At 67.0% G+C, this 15,008-nt stretch carries 17 protein-coding genes and 3 pseudogenes; 4 read left to right on the top strand and 16 right to left on the bottom strand.

Features of this window, described 5'->3' with window-relative positions:
* Nucleotides 1-7 precede the first annotated feature (7 nt).
* A complete protein-coding gene (locus JGR78_RS09910; protein WP_220495350.1) occupies nucleotides 8-406 on the bottom strand; it encodes an XRE family transcriptional regulator in 399 nt (132 codons plus the stop codon).
* 421 nt (nucleotides 407-827) lie between these two features.
* Here JGR78_RS09910 and JGR78_RS09905 point away from each other — a divergent pair, with 421 nt between their 5' ends.
* The 3 genes from JGR78_RS09905 (at nucleotide 828) to JGR78_RS09895 (ending at nucleotide 3,355) form a co-directional block, all read left to right on the top strand.
* A complete protein-coding gene (locus JGR78_RS09905) occupies nucleotides 828-2,375 on the top strand; it encodes an alpha/beta fold hydrolase (protein ID WP_182802957.1) in 1,548 nt (515 codons plus the stop codon).
* Nucleotides 2,376-2,504: 129 nt separating this feature from the next.
* Entirely contained in the window at nucleotides 2,505-2,978 is a 474-nt protein-coding gene (locus JGR78_RS09900) for a carboxymuconolactone decarboxylase family protein (RefSeq protein ID WP_200559282.1), read from the top strand.
* 11 nt (nucleotides 2,979-2,989) lie between these two features.
* Nucleotides 2,990-3,355, top strand: coding sequence for a nuclear transport factor 2 family protein (locus JGR78_RS09895; protein ID WP_182790678.1), 366 nt, complete (start codon nucleotides 2,990-2,992; stop codon nucleotides 3,353-3,355).
* A gap of 189 nt (nucleotides 3,356-3,544) precedes the next feature.
* Here JGR78_RS09895 and JGR78_RS09890 read toward each other — a convergent pair whose 3' ends face one another.
* The 8 genes and pseudogenes from JGR78_RS09890 to JGR78_RS18145 all read right to left on the bottom strand — a co-directional run bounded on the left by JGR78_RS09890 (nucleotide 3,545) and on the right by JGR78_RS18145 (nucleotide 9,454).
* Nucleotides 3,545-4,660, bottom strand: a complete 1,116-nt coding sequence (locus JGR78_RS09890) for an ABC transporter permease (RefSeq protein ID WP_182802952.1) — start codon at nucleotides 4,658-4,660, stop codon at nucleotides 3,545-3,547.
* A complete protein-coding gene (locus JGR78_RS09885) occupies nucleotides 4,657-5,577 on the bottom strand; it encodes an ABC transporter ATP-binding protein (protein ID WP_182790676.1) in 921 nt (306 codons plus the stop codon). The genes JGR78_RS09890 and JGR78_RS09885 overlap by 4 nt, the downstream gene beginning before the upstream one ends.
* Nucleotides 5,574-6,515 carry an HlyD family secretion protein gene (locus JGR78_RS09880; protein ID WP_182790675.1) on the bottom strand — a complete coding sequence of 314 codons (942 nt, stop codon included), beginning with the start codon at nucleotides 6,513-6,515 and terminating at the stop codon, nucleotides 5,574-5,576. Before JGR78_RS09880 ends, JGR78_RS09885 begins: the two co-directional genes overlap by 4 nt.
* Nucleotides 6,508-7,143 (bottom strand): CerR family C-terminal domain-containing protein, encoded by a 636-nt coding sequence (locus JGR78_RS09875; RefSeq protein ID WP_182790674.1) that lies wholly within the window; start codon nucleotides 7,141-7,143, stop codon nucleotides 6,508-6,510. The genes JGR78_RS09880 and JGR78_RS09875 overlap by 8 nt, the downstream gene beginning before the upstream one ends.
* 109 nt (nucleotides 7,144-7,252) lie before the next feature.
* The gene (locus JGR78_RS18155) at nucleotides 7,253-7,531 is read right to left on the bottom strand and encodes a hypothetical protein (protein WP_234450708.1); all 279 of its coding nucleotides are present in this window, start codon (nucleotides 7,529-7,531) and stop codon (nucleotides 7,253-7,255) included.
* 329 nt (nucleotides 7,532-7,860) lie between these two features.
* Nucleotides 7,861-8,052: pseudogene (locus JGR78_RS18640) on the bottom strand (DNA polymerase Y family protein); the annotation flags it as partial.
* Nucleotides 7,962-8,783 carry a DNA polymerase Y family protein gene (locus tag JGR78_RS18150; protein WP_234450707.1) on the bottom strand — a complete coding sequence of 274 codons (822 nt, stop codon included), beginning with the start codon at nucleotides 8,781-8,783 and terminating at the stop codon, nucleotides 7,962-7,964. The pseudogene JGR78_RS18640 and the gene JGR78_RS18150, both read right to left, overlap by 91 nt.
* Before the next feature lie 314 nt (nucleotides 8,784-9,097).
* Nucleotides 9,098-9,454 (bottom strand): hypothetical protein, encoded by a 357-nt coding sequence (locus JGR78_RS18145; protein ID WP_234450706.1) that lies wholly within the window; start codon nucleotides 9,452-9,454, stop codon nucleotides 9,098-9,100.
* Between the two features lie 157 nt (nucleotides 9,455-9,611).
* On the opposite strand from JGR78_RS18145, the gene JGR78_RS09860 reads away from it, so the two are divergent.
* The gene (locus JGR78_RS09860; protein ID WP_182790673.1) at nucleotides 9,612-10,277 is read left to right on the top strand and encodes an SOS response-associated peptidase; all 666 of its coding nucleotides are present in this window, start codon (nucleotides 9,612-9,614) and stop codon (nucleotides 10,275-10,277) included.
* A 1,089-nt stretch (nucleotides 10,278-11,366) separates the two neighbouring features.
* Here the strand turns inward: JGR78_RS09860 and JGR78_RS09855 are convergent.
* From JGR78_RS09855 to JGR78_RS09835, 7 genes and pseudogenes are all read right to left on the bottom strand, one after another.
* On the bottom strand, nucleotides 11,367-11,522 hold the full coding sequence (locus JGR78_RS09855) for a hypothetical protein (protein ID WP_182790672.1): 156 nt from the start codon (nucleotides 11,520-11,522) through the stop codon (nucleotides 11,367-11,369).
* Nucleotides 11,523-11,966: 444 nt separating this feature from the next.
* Nucleotides 11,967-12,110 carry a hypothetical protein gene (locus JGR78_RS18635; protein WP_370576344.1) on the bottom strand — a complete coding sequence of 48 codons (144 nt, stop codon included), beginning with the start codon at nucleotides 12,108-12,110 and terminating at the stop codon, nucleotides 11,967-11,969.
* 301 nt (nucleotides 12,111-12,411) lie between these two features.
* Nucleotides 12,412-13,272: pseudogene (locus tag JGR78_RS18630) on the bottom strand (ABC transporter ATP-binding protein); the annotation flags it as partial.
* Between the two features lie 71 nt (nucleotides 13,273-13,343).
* A pseudogene (locus JGR78_RS18625) lies at nucleotides 13,344-13,490 on the bottom strand (glycosyltransferase); the annotation flags it as partial.
* A gap of 256 nt (nucleotides 13,491-13,746) precedes the next feature.
* Nucleotides 13,747-14,097, bottom strand: coding sequence for a hypothetical protein (locus JGR78_RS09845; RefSeq protein ID WP_182790669.1), 351 nt, complete (start codon nucleotides 14,095-14,097; stop codon nucleotides 13,747-13,749).
* Nucleotides 14,094-14,387 carry a hypothetical protein gene (locus JGR78_RS09840; protein WP_182790668.1) on the bottom strand — a complete coding sequence of 98 codons (294 nt, stop codon included), beginning with the start codon at nucleotides 14,385-14,387 and terminating at the stop codon, nucleotides 14,094-14,096. Before JGR78_RS09840 ends, JGR78_RS09845 begins: the two co-directional genes overlap by 4 nt.
* A gap of 60 nt (nucleotides 14,388-14,447) precedes the next feature.
* Nucleotides 14,448-14,954, bottom strand: coding sequence for a hypothetical protein (locus tag JGR78_RS09835; RefSeq protein WP_182802944.1), 507 nt, complete (start codon nucleotides 14,952-14,954; stop codon nucleotides 14,448-14,450).
* Nucleotides 14,955-15,008 lie beyond the last annotated feature (54 nt).

The raw sequence follows: 15,008 nt of genomic DNA, 5'->3' as shown, positions 1-15,008 counted from the left end.
ATGGTGATCACTTCCCGAAGATGGCGCGGATCGCGGCGCGACCCTTTGCGGTGGGTCGGGGATCGGCGTTGTCAGAGGCCTCCCGCAGTTCCTGGAGCCAAAGCACCTCTTTTGCCGTGACCGGGGTGCCGAAAATCTCGAGAACTGCCCGGGACGCGGTTTCGCCGATGGACTGGGCAAGAGCGAGCCGCATCAGATGTCCGGGATCGACGTCGAGTGCCCGTGCCAGATCGGGCACCCGGTCGAGTGCGATCTTGTTTGCGCCTGACTTCAGCATCGCCAGGAAACTTGCGTTCGGGAAGCCGGCTTCCTGCGCGATCTGGGCCTGGGTCTTGCGGCCCTTCAGGTCGATGATGCGCGAGCGAATGAGCTGTGCTGCGGGCGTGTCTTTGAAAGGTCTGGTCATGATGGTCGCTTTGCTGTTGATGACAGCACCTTGCCAACCGTCTGCACCGCAACGCGCGGGTGGGGCCTTGCACGGGGAGCGAAGTCCTGGAGAAATCCCATGACTGCATGGGGATGGACTCCGGGTCGGCAGCCTTGGGGAAGGCTAAGTCCTCCCACTGATCCCCTCTTCTATAGAGCTTGCCACGTTGCGCCGGTTTTCGCAGGCCTGCGTTGATGGCGGCACTCAATAAACTGGCGCCCCGCTGGTTCCTGAGCGTGCTAAAGCGCCGAGAGGTTCGTTTACAGGTTCTGACTATAGGACCGATCTCCGCGCCCTGCTCGGGCTAATGGAGGTCCTGCTCTGAGGCCAGTCGCACGTGACAAGTGCAGGAGTTTCCACCAAGTGCTACATTCGCGCGCACAGCAGGCGAGCCACGGTGATGAAGCTCCCCCAGACGCGCGATGCCCGGAGCGGCGACCTACGGCTCGCCTATCAGGTCGTGGGCCAGGGACCGATCAACCTTGTCTTCGTGCCCGGCTTCCTTTCCAACCTCGACGTCCATTGGGAAGATCCGGGCTATGCTCATCTGCTGCGCCGGCTGTCAGGCTTCACCCGGCTGATCCAGTTCGAGAAGCGCGGCACCGGCCTGTCGGACCGGGTCGATCCCGCCCATCTTCCCGACCTCGAAACCCGCATGGACGACGTGCGCGCCGTGATGGATGCCGCCGGAAGCGGGCGGGCTGCGCTTCTGGGCGCATCGGAAGGCGCGCCCATGTCGCTGCTCTTTGCCGCCACTCATCCCGAGCGGGTGCGGGCCCTTGTGCTTTATGGCGGCTATGCGTGCTTTCACCGCTGGGTGCAGGATGCCGAGGCAGTCGAGCAGTTCGTGGCGCAGGCCGATACAAGTTGGGGTCAGGGGAGAACACTGCGAGCCTTTGCTCCCGGCCGAGCCGGGGACCCGGAATTCAGGGGATGGTGGGCCCGGTTCGAGCGACTTTCCTGCAGTCCCAACGCAGGGATCGCGCTGGCGCGCATGAACTCGGCCATTGACCTTAGGGCCATTCTGCCCGGCATTCGGGTGCCCACCCTGATCCTGCACCGCCGCCACGATGCGCGCGCGAGCCCCGAGGCCGCATCATACCTGGCGCGCCATATCCCGGGCGCTGAACTGCGGTGGCTTGAGGGGCGCGACCACCCGATCTGGACCGGAGACACGGACGCCGCGGTCGATGCAATCGAGGAGTTCCTGACCAGGGCCACCCCCTCGACTCAGCCCGAGCGGAGCCTTGCGGCACTTCTTGCGCTGCGGATAACGGGCGCGTCCCGAAGGGCGCTTCTTGACGGAGAGCTCGCAGAGCGCGCCGGCACGTTCGACGCGCGCCTTTCCGACGAGGCACGATGCTTCGGCGGCTCCGTCGTGGCCTCCGGGCCCGAAGGGCGGCTGCTGCGCCTCGACGGTCCGTCGCGGGCGCTGGGTTGTGCCCGGAACCTGTCCGCTCTCGCGCGGTCGCTGGGGATCGGGCTTGGCCAGGGTGTCCATGTCGGCGAGGTCCTGCCCGGCGAGGGCGCCGCCTCCGGCGTCACGGCGCGGATTGCCCTTGCCCTGGCGGGAGAGGCGACGCCGGGCGTCGTGCTGGTCTCGATGGTCGCGGCCGAGGTCGCCTTCGGGACGGGACAGCATTTCGTCTCGTGGGGAGAGATTCGGATCGACGGCGCCTGCCTTTCGGTCGAGCGCCTTGTGCCCGAGCAACATCTTGAGCCCGCACGCGGGATTCGGGGTCATAACCCCGATCTCACCCATCTCACCCTGCGTGAGCGCGAGGTGCTCGGGCTGGTGGCTGAGGGCCTCAGCAACCACGAGATCGCCGAACGGCTGGAGCTTTCCGCACATACCGTCAAGCGGCATGTCACGAACATCCTTCTCAAGCTGGACCTCCCCTCGCGCGCTGCCGCTGCCGCGCTGCTGGCCCGCAGCGAAGCCTCCTGACGCTGGCCCGATCGGGCCATGTGCGACGTCGGCCCACCGGCGGAAGCCGGATCTTGTCCCTTCATGGGAAGCTGTTCCCATCGCCGCCGGCACCGATTCCTCCCGCGCGGCGCCATGAAGGAGAAAGCCATGAAACATCTTCTTGCCGCCGCCGTTCTTGGCCTCGTGCTCGGCACAGGCGCCGTGGCCCAGGACCAGGCCACCGATACGCGCGGCCAGATCGAAGCCGCACTGGGGATGGTGCCATCGATGTTCGACGTCTTCCCCGAAACCGGGCTTGCCGGCGCATGGGGCGAGTTCTCGGCCCTCCAGCTCAGCAAGGATACCGCGCTAGACAACAAGACCAAGGAGCTGATGGGATTGGCAGTGGCATCGCAGATCCCCTGCAGCTACTGCATCTATTTTCACACCGCCGCCGCCCGCGCCCATGGCGCCACGGACGAGGAGATCGCCGAAGCCGTGGCCATGGCTGCCATCGTCCGGCACTGGAGCACGGTGCTGAACGGGATGCAGGTCGACCAGGCTCGGTTCCGGTCCGAGGTCGACACGCTCATGTCCGCGGCCGCCGAGGCCTCCGCGTCGGCCAGTGCGAAGTCGAACTAGGAGAGAACACCATGGAAAGCACAACGACCGAAAGGGTCAGCGCCAGCGGTCTCAAGCAGGCGATCGAGAGCCGCGATGGCCGCCGGCTCGCCGGCTTCTACGCCGATGACGCCGAGGTCCGGGTGATCGATCGCAATAACCCGCCGAGTCGCCCTCGGCTGGTGCGTGGCCGCGCCGCCATCACGACCTACTGGGACGACATCTGCTCGCGCGCCATGACCCATGCTGTGGATTTCGCCGTGGCCGAGGGCGACCGGCTCGCCTTCACCCAGTCCTGCGCCTATCCCGACGGCACTAGGGTCTTCTGCATCGCGACGATGGACGTCGAGGGCGGGAAGATCGCGCGGCAGACGCTCCTGCAGGCATGGGATGAGTGAGCCACATGGTATCCGAGCGTTCAGGAATACGGTGAGCCGATCTGTGACTGCCCGCCGCGCCTTTGGCGGGTCCTTCCACTGCGGCCGATGATCGCGCGTTCCTGGCGCCGGCTCTTGCCGCGGCATGTCGTTCCCAGGCTTCCGTGTTGTGAAAGCACCGGAACTAACGGCGGTTCACTCCGAGCGCCCTCAGTCCAGCGTCCGCCTGAACCGCGTGAGCGCGAGAACTGCGAGCACGACCACCATCGCGCCGAGCGTGAGGAACTGCGCCCGGACATCGGCAAGCCCTGCGCCCTTCAGCATCACTGCCCGGACCAGCCGCAAGAAGTGGGTAACCGGCAGCACCTCGCCGATCATCCGCGCCCATCCCGGCATGCCGCGGAAGGGGAACATGAAGCCCGACAGCAGGATCGAGGGCAGGAAGACGAAGATCGACAGTTGCATCGCCTGCATCTGCGTTCGCGACACGGTCGAGATCAGGTAGCCCAGGAGCACTAAGGCAAGCACGAACAGGAACACTCCGGCAAGCAGCAGTCCGGGCGCGCCCTCGAACGGAACGGCGAAGATCGCCCGTGCCGCGGTCAGGATCACCGTTACCTGCACGCCCCCCACGGCGAGGAAGGGGGTGATCTTGCCAATCATGATCTCGCTCGGCGTCGCAGGCATCGCCAGCAGGTTCTCCATGGTGCCGCGCTCGATCTCGCGCGTCAGCGCCATCGCGGTCATCATCACCATCGTCATCTGCAGGATGATGCCCAGAAGACCGGGGACGATGTTCAGCCGGATCGACCCTTCGGGGTTGTAGCGGCGGTGAATGAGGATCTCGGGGCCGCCGGCAGGCAAGGCCGCGCCGAGTTCGCGGGTCAGCGCTTGCGCAGCAACGGTGCCGAGGGTCGATATCGCACCCGAAGCGGCAGCCGGATCGGTCGCATCGGCTTCGACGAGAACCTGCGCCCGGTCGCCCCGCAGCAGGTCGGCGCCGAAATCGGGCGCCATGGTGACGACGAAGGACACGCTTCCGTTCGTCAGCATCCGTTCTGCCTCGGCCGCCGTGATGCCGGGCGCGACGAAGCGGTAGTAGCCGGTGTTCTCCAGCGCCGTGACCATGGCGCGGGCAAAGCGGTCGTCGGCCGGCCCGACCAGCGCGGCGGGCAAGAGCTTGGGATCGTTGTTGATCGCAAAGCCGAACAGGAGCAGCTGGATGATCGGTATGCCCAGCATCATCGCGAAGGTGATCCGGTCCCGCCGCATCTGGATGAATTCCTTGCGCAGGATCGCAAGCACTCGGTGCGGCGACAGGATCATCGCATCTTGTCCTCCGCCTGCTCCATCAGCCGGATGAAGACGTCCTCAAGGCTGGTCTCGACCGGCGTTCCCTTGGCGCCCGCGGCTGCGATGGCGGCATCCAGCGCCGCGGCGTCCAGGCCGGTGACATGCAGCAAAGCCCCGAAGGGCTCGACCTGCGCCACGCCGGGCGCTCGGCGAAGTTCCTGCGCCAGCGCGGCCGGATGGTTGGTTTCGACGCTGCGGGTGACAAGGCCCGCTGCGGCAATCACCTCATCGACCGTCCCGTTGGTGACCAGGCGGCCATGGGCGATGTAGTGGATGCGGTTGCAGCGTTCTGCCTCGTCCATGTAGTGGGTCGAGACGAGCACCGTCATGCCGCGGCCCGCCCGGTCGTGGATCTCGTCCCAGAAGGCGCGGCGGGCCTTGGGATCGACGCCCGCCGTTGGCTCGTCCAGCAGCAGCAGCTTCGGGCGGTGCATGAGGCAGGCGGCCAGCGCAAGCCGCTGCTTCCATCCGCCCGACAGCGAGCCCGCAAGCTGGTGGCGGCGGGAGGACAGGCCGAGGTCCTCCAGCGTGTCGGCCACCGCCTGCCGCGGCAGGTGATAGAGCCCGGCCACGAAGGCAAGGTTCTGCCGGATCGACAGATCCTCGTAGAGCGAGAACCTCTGGGTCATGTAGCCGACCTGCAACCGGATCGCGCGCTGCCCGCGCATGAGGTCCAGCCCCAGGACGGTCCCACGGCCCGCATCGGGCGTCAGCAACCCGCATATCATGCGGATGCAGGTGGTCTTGCCCGATCCGTTCGGCCCCAGGAACCCCGCGATCTCGCCCGCCCCGACGGTCAGGCCGACGCCGTCCACGACCCGGCGGCGGCCAAAGGACTTCGTCAGCCCTTCGACGGCGATGACCGGGGTGTCGGGAGCCTGCGGTTTCATGGCGCCAGCCGCACCTCGACGATCTGGCCGGGCTTCAGGGCGTCGGCCGGCTCGGGCAGGGCCTCGACCATGTAGACGAGCTTTTGCCGCATCTCGCGGGAATAGATGACAGGCGGGGTGAACTCGGCCTGTTCCGCGATCCACGTGACGCGGGCGGTCAGCGGCGCACAGCCGTCACACTCGACCGTCAGCCGCGTGCCGACCGTGATGGAGGACAGCGCGGATTCCGGCAGGAACACCCGCAGCGTGACGGCGCCGTCGGGCAGATAGGAAAGGACCGGCGCAGAGGGGCCGGCAATCTCGCCCGCGTTGCGGATGATGTCCGAGACTACGCCTGCGCCCTCGGCCCGCAGGCTGCGCTGGTCAAGTTGCCAAAGGCTGGTGTCACGCGCGGCGCGGGCCTCGGCGACCGCCCCGCTGGCGGCCTCGATGCGATCGGCACGGGCAGGCAGGCGCGCGGCCTCCAGCCGGGCCCCGGCCTCGGCGACGCCCGCCCGGGCGACATCGGCGGCAGCGCGCAGGGCCGCGCTCTGCGAGGCGGAGGACACGCCGCGCGCCTGCAGTCGATCCTCGCGCTCGGCATCCTGGGCGGCGCGGGCGGCAGTCGCCTGCGCCGCCGCGAGCGCGGCCTCCAACGCGGCAAGCTCCTCGGGCCGGCTGCCGTGGGTCAGGTCGGCAAGCTCGGATTCCGCCTGCTTCAACCGCGCCTCGGCCGCATCGACGGCGGCGCTCGCATCCGCCGTCTCGGCCTGCGCCAGAAGCTGTCCGGCAGCGACTCGGTCGCCACGGCGGACGACGACCTCGCTGACCCGGGCCGTCACCAGCGGCGCGACCTGGATATATTCCCCCTCGACATGGCCCGTGGCGAGCGGCGGCGGAGGGGCGCAGCGGAGCAGCAAGGCCGAAAGCAGCGGCAGTGCGCAGAGGAAGTCAGCCATCGGCGGCGTCCAGGATCGCGTCGAGATTGGCGAGAAGCCGCCGCTGGATCGCCCGCGCCTCGCGCCGGGAATAGCCCGGCCAGCCCATCCGCCGCTGCACCAGCGGCGCGGCCAGCCGAAAATAGGCGGCCTGCCCGACCAGCGAAAATACGGCAAGGCGCGTGTCCTCGCTGTCCGGGTCGCTGCCGGTGGCCGCGCCCCAGAGCAGGCACAGCGCGCGGTGGCGCGGCTCGATCAGCCTGGCGCAAAGCCGATCGAGCACCGGGCTATCGGGGATTGCAAGTTCCCGCAGCAGGAAGCCGACGACATCCGCGGCGGCAGGGGTCATCAGGAAGGTCACGATCCGGCGCATCAGCCGCCGCAGGCTGCGGCGTGCCTGGTCGCGACCGATTGCGCCCGGTTCCGCCGGGATCGCCTGCGCCACCTGACCGATGGACGCTGCCACGGCATCGGCGCAGGCGAGCCGCAAGCCCTCCTTGCCGCCAAAATGATAGGCGATGGAGGAGATGTTCGTGCCCGCCTTCGCGGCAATGGCCCGTGTCGAGGTCGCCTCGAAGCCGTCGCGCCCGAACAGATGCACTCCGGCCGCGACGAGTTGGGTGATGGTCGGATGCACGGGTTGGCTCATCACTCATGATTGGATCAATCGATTGATCCAATCAAGTGGAAAACTCCTTGTGCTGATTTCGGCGATGCTCGTTTGGAAAAGCTGCCACTCATGCGGTCTTGTGCTACCCTCAGGCGCGCAGGCAGACCTCGACGCGCAACAGGGCGAGATCATTGCCCTGAGGGAGAAGTTCGCCTGATACGATGTCGAGTTCTCCCATGAGGAAGGCCCTGTCACCCGGTCTGCTCCTTGCTCCCTCAGGCGGATTGAGGCTTTTTGGCACGAAGGCCTGGATGGTTGTTCCTTCGAGGGCCTTGTCAGTGCTTCGGAGCCTGACATTGACAAGGCTGCCGGCACGGGTCGTGGAAACGGCTGTGACGGTGCCGTAAGCATTCTCGTAGAGCGACATGGTTGTCTCCCGGGCTGAGTTCTCCGTTGACGTTCCGCCACGCTCAACGCATGCGTGTATGTGCGGTTCGGCAAGATTTCGCAGGCCAGCGAGTTCTCGCCGTCAGAAGAGCCGTGCCCGCGGTATGTCACGCCTGGCATCGGGGATACGCGGTTCGCCAGCGTGTCGATCAGCCCCGCGCGGTCGGGCGCGGGCGCCTCCAGCGGGCTCGCCGCCTGCCGAGGCGCCAGGGGCTCGGCAAGCGTCGCCATCAGCACCATGATCTCGATGCCGAACCCCGGCCCGATGGCCTCGATCCGGGCGCAGAGGAGCGGGGTGAGCGGCTGCGGGTCCTGCACCGGACACGCGAGCCCAACCCGCACCGTCTGAAGGTCGTTATTGATGCGGTGGCAGAGGAGATCGAGCCGGCGGGCGCCGAGGCCGCGCTCTTTCAGTTGCTCGCACAGCGCGACGACCAGCTTGCGAATGTAACAGGCGATGATCTCGGCCGCGGCGATAGGCTCGGCAAAGACCCGGCGCACCGCGACAAGTCCTTCGGGGCGGACGGGCTCGAACTCCACTGCCACTGCGCCCAGCGCCTGGTCGAGCCTGCGGCAGAGGTCCGGGCCGAAGCGGCGGGTGAGCGGGGCGCGGGGCTGGTCCCAGAGATCGCCGTGCGGGTGAAGCCCAAGGTGCGCAACCCGGCGATCGTGGCGAGGGGCAGACGCAGGGCCTGGATGGGCAGCGGCGCCAACACGCGCTCTGCGGTGCCGGGGGCAAGGAAGACTGGATCCGCCATGTGTCGGGCGAGGGCATGCGCCGCGCCCCAGCTATCCGCAACCGCCGCACGGGCAGTGACGCCGGACATCACCAGCCGTCCAACCAGCGCCTCCAGCATGGTGGCCTCGCCGCCCTGCAGGTGGTCGGCGCCCGTCGTGTCCAGGACGATGTCGCCGGGCGGATCGGGGGCTACGATAAGCGAGACCCGCTGCATGACCCAGACCGCCAGCCGCCCAAAGCTTTCTGCATCCGCTTTGGGATCGGCTTGCACCATGACCAGCCCCGGCACCAGCGCCTGTGCCGTGCTCACCGGCATGCCCGCTGAGAGACCCAAGGCTTGCGCCGCCGCATCCGCGGCTGTCACCACCCGGCGGTTGCCGACGCGCCCGGCCACTACCAGCGGCACGTCATCCTGTGGCGCGGCGTTGCCAGCCTTCTGCCGCAGCCGATCCGTCCGCCACATGGGCAACCAGACCGAGGCGACCCGCCCCATCGCATGCCTCTAGTTCAAGTTCGAAGCATTCGCCGGCGCGGGCGCGGACCAACTCGACCAGCCGGCGCGGCCGTCCCATGCCCGGCACCGGCAGTGGCGCTGAGAGCAGCGCCGAGATCCGCCAGCGCGTCATCGCCGCCGTGGGCTGGCCGAAGTCCGAAGCGTCTGCCTGAGGCCGGCCGCACCGGAGCGCGAGGCCCATGGTCCCCGCTCTCCCGGGCCGCCAAGTGCAGCCGCCGCGATGCGGTCATCGGGAGACGCGGGGCTTCCGCGACAACGACCGCAAGCCCGCCATGCCGAAGCCCTTCCTCCATTCAGGCGAGCACGGGTGTCTCGTCCCCCGTCTCGACATGGATCACCCGGTCCGGCGAGAACTCCGCCTGCGCCAGCCCCGGGGCAAAGATATCTGCCGCGATCACGCACCAGAGCACCGTGCCGGACAGCCGTGCCGCGATCCCGGCCGCAAAGCAGGCCGCCGCCGCGCCGTCCACCGCGCCGTTTCCGCCCCCCGCCACCTCGTGCAGGCGGCCCAGCGCCAGACCCCCACCCGGCAGCCTGCAGTCGAGCGCGGGAAGGTCGAAGGGGAGAACGCCGGATGCCCGATCGCCTTCGCCCCCGATCCGGACAATCTGCTTTCGGAGGTGAGCAAGGCTGGGAGCAGGAGAGGTCATGGGTGGAAGGCTCCGGCAGGACAATGGAACAACATCAATGTTCTGTTTTTGTTCCGAATAGTGGACCATGTCAATCCGAGCCACAGAGAGCATGAGCCGGAGATGCGGAACTGTCGCTGCCCCGCTACACTATGCCGACCAGGCCGGAGGCAAGCGGATGTGCAACCTGTATAACCTGACCACAAACCAGCAGGCGATCCGGGACTTGGCGCGGGTCGTCCAAGACAGCACCGGCAATCTCGAACCCGAACTCGACCTTTATCCCGACCGTCCGGCGCCTGTGGTGCGCAACACCGCGAGCGGGCGCGAACTCGCCCGGCTGACCTGGGGCATGCCGACGCCGCTGCAGTTCCTCAAGGCGCCGGACGCGCCCGATACGGGCGTCACCAACATCCGCAACGTCGCAAGCCCGCACTGGCGGCGGTGGCTGGGAGTGGAGCATCGCTGCATCGTGCCCGCCACGGCCTTCTCGGAATACGGCCAACGCCCCGATCCGGTCACCAAGCGCAAGCCGATCGTCTGGTTCGCGCTCGACGAGATACAGCCGCTGTTCTTCTTCGCGGGGATCTGGACGCCCTGGCACGGCACGCGGGGATCTAACCGGACGCCGCGACCGGGCCGACATGAGCTTTTCGCCTTTCTCACGACCGAGCCCAATGCTGTGGTCAAGCCGGTTCATCCCAAGGCGATGCCTGTGATCCTGACGACACAGGACGAGATCGAGGCGTGGCTCACGGCGGACTGGACGGACGCAAGGGCACTGCAGCGACCGCTGCCGAATGACGCGCTTTCAATTGTTTCCGCACCTGCTCGGCAGGCCTAGACCCGTGCTGGAAGGAGCAATTTCACTGTGTCGGACTCCTGCACTGCGAATCCACGCTGCTATCAAGGGAGTAGCGGTGGTGGACACCAGCGGTCGATCCGCGCCCTTATGTCTAGGTTAAAGGCTTCAAGACTGGTCCCAGACAGTCAGTCTGGATCAGGACATGTTGTCGGCCACCGCCAAATAACCCCCAGAATGCCGAAAACGAGACGGTGCGGGGAGTCATCCAGCCGACAGGCTGCAGGTTAGATCGCGAGGGTTCGCACCCCGTCAGGGAATGACGGACGCCCCAAGCGGTTGCTTCCCGGGAACTCCGAATAGCATCAAAAAAGATGGCAGTTCTGTCCTGTCCCGCAAGGGGGGTGTGACAACTGCCGGATATGGTCGCGGTTGAAGGTAAGCCGTCCATGTCGCGCAGTCGCGAGACTGCAACCGCTTTGACCCGAGAGGGTCAGGATGCGCTGAATATCGCCGGGACTTCGGAAGCCGCCCGGCTTGTCTGACACACAAGTTTCAGTTCACCACATCGACGAAGGGAAACGTCGAGCATCCCCCTGCCATTCCAGAGCCGCGCCGGAGTTTTTCCCCAGCGCTTCCTATTCGTTCTAGTGGCAGGGGGAATAGTCACCTCCGAAGGGACATCAACAGAAGATCACAGGAGTTGCGTCACGCTGAACAGGCTCCGGTGAAAAGGCTCAAGCTACTCGCGCGAAGCGCGAGCAAGACGCGCCGCAGGCGCGACGCGCAGGGAGCGAGCGAGTAGGGGCACCTGCAGATCGGAGGTAGCTCCCACAGGTAAGTGGAGGAAGCTGGTTCTGTCCATCGAGTCCCGGGCAAGCTCTCGCTTTCCGAACGTAAGGCAGTGAACCGCGCCGGGTTTGCCGGAGGCAGACTCGGTTAGTTACGAGGCTATGGGCCCGGTTTCCAGAGCTGCATAGAAGTTGGCCTCCGCTCCGGCCAGCGCCAGGCCAAACGGGTCATCGGGGGTGGAAGGGCGACCGTCAGGACGGCCCGATCCGGACCGCGCCGAAGCTCGGCCACCCGGTCCATCGTGACCGCCTTGGCGATCAGCCAGTTGTCGCCGATGCGCTAGGCGGCGACGCAGTTCGTCCCGCTTTTCAGGCGCAGGTAGTCCAGCCGCAAAGGCCCGCAGCCAAGAGTATCCGCCAGCCTTAGCGGGTCCAGCATCAGGGGCAGTCCCGGCAAGCCGTGCTCTCGGGCGATCAGGTCGGCGTTGGCGCGCATCAGGTCCTCCGTCTTGCCGGAACCGCCTGCGCGGTCAGGCGCGCGAACAGCCCGTCCCGGGACTCGGAAGCTCGGCCGGGCTGCCGTTTGCGGCCAGATCGCCGCCGTCGAGGCAGAGGATGCGGTCGCAGTGCCCGGCAAGGGTCAGGTCATGGGTGATGATCAGGGTGGTAACGGCCGCGGGCCATCTCCATGATCGTCTCGATCACTGCCTGCTCGTTCTCGGCGTCAAGGTCCACGGTCGGCTCGTCCAGCACGAAGATCGGCACGCGGCGCAGGCCCGCGTGGGCGATGACGATGCGCTGGCCTGCTGACAGCGAGCCGCCGCGTTCCGCAAGCTGCGTATGTAACCCTAGGGCAGCGCCGCGATGAAGTCATGCGCGCGGGCGCGGCTCGCGGCCTGCTGCATCTTGGCATCGCGGATCTCTCGTCCCACGCCCAGCGTCAGGTTCTCGCGCAGGGTCTGGGAAAACAGCAGCGCCTCTTGCGGGACGAAGCTGATGCGGCTGCGCGGCTTTTCAGGGGGAAGCCGTGGATGTCGGTGCCGTCGATCTCGATCCGGCCCGATTGCGGGTCGTGAAGCCGCATCAGCAGGCTGACGAAGGTGGACTTGCCCGCGCCCGACGGCCGGAGATGGCGACAGTCTGTCCTGCCGGGATGTCCACGCTGACGCCACGCAGTTGCGGGCGGTCGGAATCGTAGCTGAAATGCACGTCGCGGAAGGTAATGCGGCTGTGCCGGAAGTCGGCCTCGCGCGCCCCCTCGCGGTCCACGGTTGCGGGCAGGTCCAGAAGGCCCACCACCCGCTCGCCCGCCGCCGTGGCCTTGGCGAGACGCGCGGAATATTTCGCGTAATCGCGGACGGGGCGAAGGTGTTCTTCAGGTAGGTGATGAAGACCAGCAGGTCCCCCGACGAAAGCCTTCCCGCCAGCACCATCCGCGCCCCAATGAACATAATCAGCGCCGTCGCCACCGCGACCAGCAGATTGACCGAGCGTTCCAGCCCCGCCGACAGCCGCTGCGATTTCACGCTGCCCTTCAGGCTTTTCAGGTTGTTCTCGATGAAGCCGCGGGCGACCTGATCCTCGACTCTCAGCGCCTTGATCGTGCGGATGCCGGCGAGGCTTTCGGCGGCGGTCGCGGCCATCGTCCCCTTGATCCTGCGCTGCTTGCGGCTGACGGTCTGGATGCGCTTGCCGCAGCTGATGGACAGCGCCCATAGCAGCGGCGCCAGCGCGATTATCGCAAGCTGCCAGTTCATCCACAGCATGACCCCGGCCATGCCGAACAGGATCAGCGCGTTTACCGCCAGCGGCAGTACCGCCGTGACCGCCGTTTCCTTGAGCATCCCCACGTCGGAAATCAGCCGCATGGTCAGGTCGCCGGTGCGGCTGCGCGAATGGAAGGACAGCGGCAACTGCTGCAGGTGGCGGAACAGGTCGCCGCGCACCTGCGTCAGCACCCGGCTGCCTGCCTTGGCGAAGCAGATCGTTGCCGTGTATTCGAAAAGCGCGCGAAAGCCGATGATGACGACAAGGCCGATGGCGCAGGCCAGCAGCAGTTCCTGCGTGGTCAGGCCGTCCAAGGCGGCAAACCCGGTGGTGCGGGCGGTGTCGGGGCCGACATCCACCACGTTGTCGATGACGAACTTCAGCGGCCATGGCTCGGCCAGCTTGGTCAGGACCGAGGCGATCAGTGCCGCGCTGCCCCCGGCTACCAGCCCCCGGTGCGGTCGCAGATAGGGCTGCATCCGGGCCATCATCCGGCGCAGGCCGGGCATCGCCTCGACAAGGTCACCTTTGCGGCTGCTTGGCCTGGCGGTCATGGCCCGATCCCGGCGCGCGCCAGCAGGTCGCGGGCGATGCTGCCCCAACTGTGATACCGCAGCACATGGTCCCGCGTGGCCTCCCCTATCGCTACGCGGCGGGCAGGATCGGTAGCAAGCCCGGCCAGTGCGGCGGCAAGGGCACGGGGATCTTCCGGCGGGGCATCCGGCCTGAAACGGGCCGGCGCCGGTCAGATCCTTCAGCTCCCCCGGTCCACAAGACGACGGCAGGCAGGCCCGCCGCCATGTATTCGTTAAGCTTCAGCGGCGAGAAATAGAAGAGCTGGTCTTGCCCATGGCAGGCGATGCCCACCGACATCCGCGCCAGTTCCGCCGCCACCCGGTCGGCGGGGACCGCGCCGGTGAACTGCGCCCTGATCTCCTGTCCTGTCCTGCAGGTCAATGGATGTGGGGCGGCTTCGCGGCAAAGGCCTGCGCGGCGAAGAGGGTCACGTTTTTAAGCCCTTCATGTTGATCGGGCAGGGGAAGTTCGACTGTCTGCGCGGACGATCCATCCAGGCCGTCAGGCGGTTTGGCCGAGATCTCGTCGGGGTGCAGCATGTCGATCAGCCCGAGGCTCGCCAGCCGTTCGGCGCGGATCAGTTGTTCCGCTCGCGGCGTTGCGCGGGGCACGATCAGCCCATCCTTGTTCAGCGACAGAACCTCGCAGGCGGTGTTGTAGCCGCCCATGCCGATGAGCCTGTCCGCCCCGTCGATCAGGGCGATGGTTTCGGACAGGAAGTCGATCACGTCAGCTGGTGATTGTCCCGTGCGATGTCCGCCACGGTCCGCGCATCCCGCGGCGACATCTGCGAGCCGGTGACGAGGATGCCCTGCCGCCCCTCCTGCAGCCGCGTCTTGCCGAAGGCCTTGCAGAGCGCGAGGCCATCGCGCCCGCCGCCGACCATCGTCATGATGCAGGGCGTGGAATCGCCGTGCAGGACTTTGTCGCGGATCATGTTCGAGGCGGCTTGATCAACCGCGTGGTCACGGTGCAGGCAGCCGGTGAAGCGGGCCTTGTCCCGGACGATCGGACCCATGTCGTATTCGGCGATCAGGTCATGGAAATCCTGCGCGCCGTAGATCCTGACGTCGTCATATCATTCGCTGACCGTGGTGAAGTTGCGCTGCTTCACCCATTGGCCGCGCACCTTGTCGCGTCGGTCGATGACGTCGCGCAGGCCAAGGACCACGCGGGTGCCGCCGGTTTCGCGCAGCATCCTCAGGGTGGCGTCCAGTTCGTGCTGCGCCCCGCGGGGCACGTTGTCCACGATGAACAGGTCGGGGCGGAAGGACAGGACCGCGGCCATGATGATGTTTTCCCGGATCTTCGCCAGCGCCTTGAGGTCAAGGCCGAGGTGCCGCAGCGCATATCTGCCATCCGACTGCTTGGCATTGGCTGGCAGCGTGATGAGGTCGATGCCCGCAGGCAGGTTGAACGACCCGGCCTCGCGCTTCCCGGCCAGCAGCAGAATGTCGGCCTGCGAGGGAAGCTTTCGCAAGCGGCTCGCCAGCATGATGTTGCGGCGCAGATGCCCGAATCCGAGGGTATCATGCGAATACAGCACGATCCGCAGGCGGGGTTCTTCGGCGATACACTTCAGCATTGCGTTGACGCTTTCTTGGTCCAGTGACCCCGAAGCGCTGCGGGATGCGGCAGC

The organism is Paracoccus sp. MC1862, from assembly GCF_016617715.1.
Lineage (GTDB): Bacteria > Pseudomonadota > Alphaproteobacteria > Rhodobacterales > Rhodobacteraceae > Paracoccus.
This window is presented reverse-complemented; position numbering and strand designations above follow the sequence as displayed.